The sequence below is a fragment of the uncultured Nostoc sp. genome (genome assembly GCF_937863485.1).
Classification (GTDB): Bacteria; Cyanobacteriota; Cyanobacteriia; order Cyanobacteriales; family Nostocaceae; genus Nostoc.
The window spans coordinates 11,161-19,143 of the sequence record NZ_CALMFY010000130.1; the positions used below are offsets into that span (position 1 = coordinate 11,161).

Consider the following 7,983-nt stretch of genomic DNA (forward strand, 5'->3'; position numbering starts at 1 on the left):
GGACTTTGATAACTTAGGTCTATCCCAGTTGCATCATAGAGCCGCACTACCAAATGAGAGCCGCCCTGTTGTTGCAGCGCTGCTTTCTTGGCTTCGGAAATCTCCCAAGAGACATGAGCCGATGTAGAAGTATGCGGCGTGAGGACAATACTGCTCTCTTCATCTGCATCAACCGAACCAATAGCTGTTTCAGCTGCAATTGGCTCATTGTCAACCGTAGTATCGGTTTGTCCTTGGGTATCTGATCCAATGCTAGTCCAGGCTCCAATCCCTGCGCCTGCTAAAGCCGCTGCGGCGGCAAAATCTGTGGAGTCAGCATCAGCTAGAGTCGGCTCTGCTTGAAATTCCGACTCAAGCAAATCGGCAGTGGGTTCAGATGCGTCCGCTACTAGATTCAATATATCTTCTGGAAATTCTGGGAAATCGAGCAGTGAAGATGTTTGCGCCGCTGAGGGTTCTATATCCGTTGCCGCTTCGCCAGACTCTGGTAAGGGCAATTCATCTACTGAGGCTGGACCTTCAGTTGAGGTGATACTGTCTAGCCAGTTCAATTCTGCCTGAAGTTCCTCATCTATTTGATCTTCACTAACTTCTGTGTCCCAATAGTCAAATTCAGATGTTACTTCGGGCACATCTGGTAATTCTGGAAGTGGGGCCGTCACCTCAGATGCCTCTTCTGGAATATTACCCAGGTGAGGATATGAAGTATTTACCACAGCCGCCGGGGCTTCTATATCCCATGCAACTTGATCAGAATCAGGAATGTCTGTCTCTGGATAATGCTCTAGATAGACTGTCTCATCAATGGTGTCTATTTCTGTTTCTTTGTTGTTAAAGGTAGACCAGGTAGCCGCCCCGATTCCTGTTGCTAAAGCCGTACCACCGGTTAAAGCTGCGGCTCCCAAGTTGTTATTAGCTGATCCATTAGCTACTCCAGAGGTTGCGCCTTCATGGAGCTTAGAGTTACCATTAGTTGCCTCTTGGACTAAATTTGATGTCCCGTGAGTAGCATTTTCCGTCAGGTCAGATTGTGTTTGAGCATAGATGTTGAAAGGAGTGCGATCGGGGCTTTCTTGCTCTTGGAAGTGCGGCAGTGAATCCTCCTCAAGCATCGCTCCGTTAACGGGCAGGGATGTGCTGGCATTAAGCACCGCCATTTCTGCACCTTCTGTGCTGGGTAGATAAGGATCTGATTCTGGTAAGTTGTCTGTTTTCTCGGTCGGTAATGGACGTTTTCCCAGAATCCACCATAGTAATGCTCCACCTGCGGTAATAAAAAAGACAGGTAGCAGCAACCAAAATGGTGTTTCCCTGTTGACAATTGGGCTAACTTGTGAAGTAGCAGGAGCCACAAAGGGCTGTTCGCCAAATGCAGAAGTAGTGGCACTAGGGGAAGGTGTAGCAGGTATCGTCTTAGCACTGGGGGAAGGCTTGACAGCAGGTTGTGATCCGTTCGCTGCGATCGCCACTGCTTCAGCAGTTCTACCTTGTTCTATAGCCTTCTGTCCTGGGGGTGCAAGGGTAAAGCCGAGAAAATCTACCGTGGTTAAGCTGGGATTTTTTTTGTAAACGTAAACTAAAGGTTGCGAGAAGGGATATTTCGCATCATCTGGCAAGGCTTGATGTAATTGCAGAACTCGCACACCTTTCAGCTTCGACACCTGATTAGCCAACACATAGCTGATGCCGTCTTTGCCCAGTTGTTTGATGATTTCTGCGGTATTATCCTCATTTACTTGGGTAGCATTGGCCCCTGTCGCAAAGTTAGCAGTCTTGAAGGCTGGATAAGCACGAAAAGTATCGCGAGTCTCACTGGTGTTAGGGTGATCAATTAACCGAATCTTGCCTGAAGGCCCTCCCAGTTGTGACCAATTTGTAACTTCTCCCCGGAAAATTCGGGCAAATTGCTTACTAGTCAAGCTTTGCTTGAAAGGATTATTAGCCCCAACCACGATCGCAATCTTCTCACGGCGCAAGCGAACTTGCTCTAGCCCTTGGGCTTTTTCTGCTGGCGTCAACCCACGTCCCATTGTTGCTATGTCGATTTTGCCAGCTAGCAAATCTTTCAGTGCCGTACTAGTGCCATTAGCAGCAACTTCAACCTTTGTGCCGGAAAACTGTTTTTCAAAATTCTCTTTCAGGCTTTGGTTGATTGCACCCAAGCTACTTGAACCGTCAATCCTCACTGTTGTCCCGTTCTGCACTGTTTGCGGCAGTGAAAAAGCGGGAGAATTAGGTTTAGATTGAGCCACCATGGGTGCTGACACCAGCAAACTTGCTGCCATAGGGGTTGTAGCTAAGGCAACCCATAATACCAAATTCACTATTGAACTATCTTTTTTATCTTGTTGCCACATAAGCCCCTTAATTAAAGTAAAAAATAGAAAGCCTGCCAGTCCTAAATCGCGATCTGTTTAAGGATTATGGAGGAGACGCGCTAATTATACATCTGAGTTATCTTTACTTCTAATTCCTTCAGCGCACTCGTATTGATCTATACTCTGCATTAGCTTGTATAACATGAGAATTTATACTCTAATTGCCAGAGTCTGTTTACTATAAATTTTTCTAATTTATATTGCAAGTTATACCAAGTTGGTAGTTTTTGGCCACAATTATGAATTATTGAATTACTAAAACTGGTAAAGTGTACCAAATTCAATATTATTTAACAATATTATTTTCAGTATTGCTGAGTACTGAGTATCCTTTTGTCTGAACTAAGTACTCAATGTTCAGCACTCAGCAGAATCTACTATACTTTTGAGATAACAATGACAATCTGGCTTATCAATCAGTGACTCAACCAAGGCATTTAGGGCAGTAGCAGCTAAAGCGCCACCTCCCAAGGTTCCTTCAACTGTAATAAAAGGTATCCCTTGTTGCATCAGTTGTCGCTTGGCGGCGGGAGCATGGCTAAAGCCAATGGGCATCCCAATTACTAGTGCAGGCTGAATTTTCTGATTGGCGAGCGCTTCACAAACTTCTACAAGGACTGAGGGAGCATAACCGACTACCAGCACACAACCCTGATTTACTTGCTGCAATTTTGATCGCCATTCTCGATGTTGCCAAAAGGCAAGTTCTGCCTCTGTGGCGGTGGTAATATGGGGATTATCAATCAAGGTTTCGATCTGGCATCCCAAGTGAGATAATCGGGTTTGATCCAAAGCAGCAGCAACCGTTTGGGTATCGACAACAATTTGGCAGCTTGCAGATAAAGCTCCTCGACTAGCTGCGATCGCATCTCGGCTCAACTTGACAAAGGACACCAAACTGACATCGCCACAAGCCAAAACCAACTGAGAAATTAAATGCTGTTCAATTTCCGAACGGTGAGACAAATCAGGTAGTAAGCGTTGTAGCGATTCGGAAAAAGCTTCTGAGTGGGTATGAATTTCGGCATCCAAGCCACTCCACAGGTTTTCCAGTCCCCCCAATCCGGCTTGAGTTTCGACATCGAGTAACTTGAGTTGTGCCAAAACTTCCGCCTGCATAATTTGACAATGGCGATCGCGCCCCAATAATCCTTCTAGTGCTGATGCAGTTTGTCGCAGTTGAGAAATTTGTTGCATCACCGCCCGATATTGCTGCTGGAGTTGTCCCATGAGGTTAACAGTTGTGTCAGTTTCTGGTTCAACCTCCAAAATATTGCGGATGTGGTTTAGCTGAAACCCTTGCTGCTTGAGGGCGACAATCCGTTGCAACCGAAGAACATCTTTTTTGGTGTAGAGACGATAATTGCTAGGCGATCGCACTGGTTGCGGTAATAGTCCCAATTGATGATAATGGCGCACCATCCGCGGAGTTAAACCGCCGCCTACTGCATCGGTGAGTTCTTTAATAGTTAAGCAACCAGCGTTCATCTTTTGATTATTACTCAAATTGATAAGAAGGTATTAATTTTTCTTGTACTGGTCTAAAAGGATAACAATTCTTTAAACTTTCTTCTATTGCAGAATCATATTGCCAATCACTATCCAATAAACACCAGTCCATAAGATAGTCTTCCTCTTCTTTGACAAATGTAATTCCTATACAACGTCGTATTTTTTGTTCATATTTGGCTGCATAGGTTAGATTATGTAAGTAGATCATTTTATCATCTTTTTGCTCGTGTTGAAGAGGAATAAAAACAAAACCACAGCCAGTTTCGGGTACAACAATTCTATAAGGCAACTCAAATTCATCTGAGTCACAAGCTTCTAAGCATAATTTTATTCTGGCTTTTACTTCTTGAAGATTTGTTCTTCTTAATTTTGCAAATTCGACGATGATATTATAATAAGCATGTTCACTATTTTCTTCATTGCAATTTATATATTTTATTCTTTTGTAGAAGTTTTCTAGGATACCTGAAATACTAAAATTATCTTTATCTTTTTTTAGCCTGTATAAATATTCAAGAAAATTTTTGCTTGGAGGAAAACTTGCATCTTCTCCTGATAAGAACTGACCTACAATAGCAGCTTCAGGTAATTTTTCAGCATTATGAGTATGCTTGATAAGTAAATCTTGACGATAAATAAAGTAATCACTAATTTCTGTAGGTGTTAATAATGTTTTGCAAATATTTAAATAATCGTTACCAGAGACAATATGAATAAACCCTCCTTGTTGACTGCTAATGTAATATTTTTTATTTTTAAAATATTCAGGAAGTTGCTTATTAGATAAATGTATGATGATTTTGATAAAACTTTTAATCTGATTAACCTTCATATTGAAAATATGCCCTCGTTGATTTGGTATAATTATCTCGTCTTCATATTTTTGAAAATAAAGAAGTGTATTACGTATCTGATTCTTAGCTTTTTGAAGTATTTTCTTCTCAAACCATATTTTTTCGCTATTTACTGAGCTTTTTCCTCCCGTTCTTTCTTTGATTTGGTAAACAATCATGAGGTCATCAAGCCATATAACATGATCTGCAAGCTCTAGTTCACTGCTACCTTTTGGAGTAAAATTGTTTTTGGAAAATGAAAATTCTTTAAGGAATATATTTGCATTTAATTGAGCTATTAATTCTTCTAAGTTCATATTTTTATTAAGTAAAAAGACTACAATTTTTATGTATTTATTGTAACTAGTTTTTTCTTCAGAAACGCAGAGAAAGATTTAACTTTGCGTATCTTTGCGCCTTTCTCAGCGCCCCTACCCTGTGGGAAGGCGAAGCGCCTATGCGTTTCAAAATCATTATAAACCTTGACATTAACATTAATGTCAAGGTTTAGCGTGAGAGAGTCCTTGTTAATTCACCTCTCATGCTCTATCCCCAACGTTTTACCCAATTCACCAGAGAACACGCAGATACTGTAGCAGCCCTTTTGTGTGGGTTGCTGCTATTTCTCGGATGGTTCGCCTTGCATCTCGGTGCTTTGGGATTAGCATTCCTGTTGCTACCCGCTGCTTACGTGATTGGTGGTTACGAAAGTGCGCGGGAGGGATTGACTACTCTCTTCAAAGAAAAAGAACTCGATGTAGATTTGCTGATGATTGTGGCGGCTATTGGTGCTGCTAGTCTCGGCTTATGGCGAGGAGAATATCATCTAATTATTGATGGGGCAATTTTGATTCTGATTTTTGCCATCAGTGGCGCATTAGAAGGCTACGCCATGCAGCGAACTGAGCGGAGTATCCGCAGTTTGATGAGTTTGACGCCAGATACAGCAAGGGTTTTGCATCAGGGAAGGGAAGAGGAAGTTCCGATCAGTCAGCTAAAGGTGGGTGATGAGATTGTCGTCAAACCTGGAGAGCTAATTCCTACAGATGGGATAATTTTATCTGGTTACAGCACGCTCAATCAAGCTGCGATTACAGGCGAGTCTTTACCTGTAGAGAAAACAGTGGGCGCAGAAGTATTTGCCGGCACACTCAACGGCTATGGTGGATTGCAAATTAAGGTACACAAACCAGCCCAAAGTAGTTTGATTGTGCGTGTGATTCGTTTGGTAGAACAGGCGCAGACTGAAGCACCTCCTTCGCAAGAGTTTATTGATCGCTTTGAGAAGGGATATGCCAAAGTCATTGTAGTAGCTGGGATATTACTGGCAACTTTACCGCCATTTCTCTGGGGTTGGGATTGGGAAACGACGATTTATCGGGCGCTTACCTTCCTAGTGGTAGCTTCTCCCTGTGCGTTAATGGCTGCAATTATGCCTACGCTGCTTTCGGGAATCGCCAATGGTGCAAGACAAGGAATTTTGTTTAAGAATGGGGCGCAGTTGCAGAAGATTGGCAAAGTCCGAGCGATCGCATTTGATAAAACTGGTACCCTAACAACAGGACAGGTGCAGGTATTCCAGGTAATTTCAGTTAGTAAATACACCCAAATTGATGTATTACAAACTGCTGCTAGTGTAGAATCTTATTCAGAACATCCCATTGGTAAGGCAATTGTGCAGGCGGCTGGTAATTTGGATTGGGTTGGTGCAGTTCAAGTGCAAGCTATACCTGGACAGGGAATTGTGGGAATCGCTCAAGAACAACAGGTAATTGTGGGCAATGGCATTTTTGTGCAACAGTATGTGACAAATTTACCTGAAGAATTGCGAGAAATGGCTCAATCTTTGGAGCAAGAAGGTAAAACTGTGGTTTGGGTAGCACAGGGAAACAGAGGGGCAGAGGTGATGGGTATAATTGCGATCGCAGATGAGGTGAGAGTGGAAGCAGCCGTAACTATTACCCGCTTAAAGAAACTGGGAATTGAGCAAATTGTCATGTTAACTGGGGATAATCAAGAAACTGCTTACAGTATCGCTAAAGCAGTAGGAATTGATCGGGTGTATGCTCAACTTCTGCCAGAAGATAAGTTGAATGTTATCCGTCGTCTACAGCAACAATATCAAACTGTGGCAATGGTAGGCGATGGGATCAATGATGCACCAGCCCTAGCGCAAGCATCTGTGGGTATAGCGATGGGAATATCTGGTAGTGATGTGGCATTAGAAACCGCAGATATAGTACTCATGGCAGACAGGTTAGAAAAAATTGCCGTGGCGATGCATTTGGGTAGGCGATCGCAATCCATAGTCAAACAGAATATATTCGTAGCGTTGGGTTTTATTATGTTGCTTTTGGTGGGCAACTTTCTGGGAAATATTAACTTACCTATCGGCGTCATTGGCCATGAAGGTTCCACAGTATTAGTTACTCTCAGTGGTTTGAGATTGTTGAAATAAAGCACTTTTATCTATTTTCTCTGAGTCCTCTGCACCTGGAGCGGTAGCCTGCGGCAAGCCACTGCGTATCTACATTAAAATATGAACGCGACGGAGTTCTAAGTACAGCATTTCATTAATTCGTAGCGAATTAAATTTGGCAATACCTTGCAATGCCAATGTATCCCAATACAATGTTAATGCGTCCCCCTGCAATGCCAATGCATCTCAGTACAATGTTAATGCGTCTCCTTACAATGCCAATGCATCCCAATACAATGTTAATGCGTCTCCTTACAATGCCAATGCATCCCGATACAATGTTAATGCGTCAGCCGCATTATTAATGCGTCCCCTGACAATGCTAATGCATTGGGATGCATTAAAAACGCTACGCTTTTACGCAAAACTGTAATAAGCCTGATTAATCAGTATCAAAGACTCATAGGACTTACACACACTGTACGATTCTTAGCGGTAGCCTGCGGCAAGCCACTACGTGTCTACGATAAATTAAGCTTTTTGGCAATTTTTGCTTAAGTCTTAACTCATTAGCTATGTTTGCTGAAATCTTGCAGCAATCCTAACAACCGCCTCAGAATGAATTCTGAGGCTAATAGCTAAAGTTGTCTAAAGACGACTAAGAAAGAGTTTCAGTCCATTAAAATGGATAGCCTTGCACTTCGAGTCTTGGCGGGATATGGGACTGATTAATAATGCTGCAATATATCAGAAGATGTAAATTTTAAATTTTTGATGCCGTTGCACTTGGGAGCATCCCAATTGTGCAAAAATAAAGAAAGGAAAATCATTCGCGAGATTT

At 42.5% G+C, this 7,983-nt stretch carries 4 protein-coding genes; 1 reads left to right on the plus strand and 3 read right to left on the minus strand.

Annotated features, from left to right (window positions below):
* The 3 genes from Q0541_RS17335 to Q0541_RS17345 form a co-directional block, all read right to left on the minus strand.
* Window positions 1-2,357: substrate-binding domain-containing protein (locus Q0541_RS17335; RefSeq protein WP_298912494.1), on the minus strand; the 2,357-nt coding region annotated here is incomplete at its 3' end.
* 378 nt (window positions 2,358-2,735) lie between these two features.
* Window positions 2,736-3,866, minus strand: a complete 1,131-nt coding sequence (locus Q0541_RS17340) for a precorrin-8X methylmutase (protein WP_298912496.1) — start codon at window positions 3,864-3,866, stop codon at window positions 2,736-2,738.
* 10 nt (window positions 3,867-3,876) lie between these two features.
* Window positions 3,877-5,040, minus strand: a complete 1,164-nt coding sequence (locus Q0541_RS17345) for a hypothetical protein (RefSeq protein WP_298912498.1) — start codon at window positions 5,038-5,040, stop codon at window positions 3,877-3,879.
* A 224-nt stretch (window positions 5,041-5,264) separates the two neighbouring features.
* Between Q0541_RS17345 and Q0541_RS17350 the strand changes: the two genes are divergently transcribed.
* On the plus strand, window positions 5,265-7,181 hold the full coding sequence (locus tag Q0541_RS17350) for a heavy metal translocating P-type ATPase (protein ID WP_298912500.1): 1,917 nt from the start codon (window positions 5,265-5,267) through the stop codon (window positions 7,179-7,181).
* Window positions 7,182-7,983: the final 802 nt, after the last annotated feature.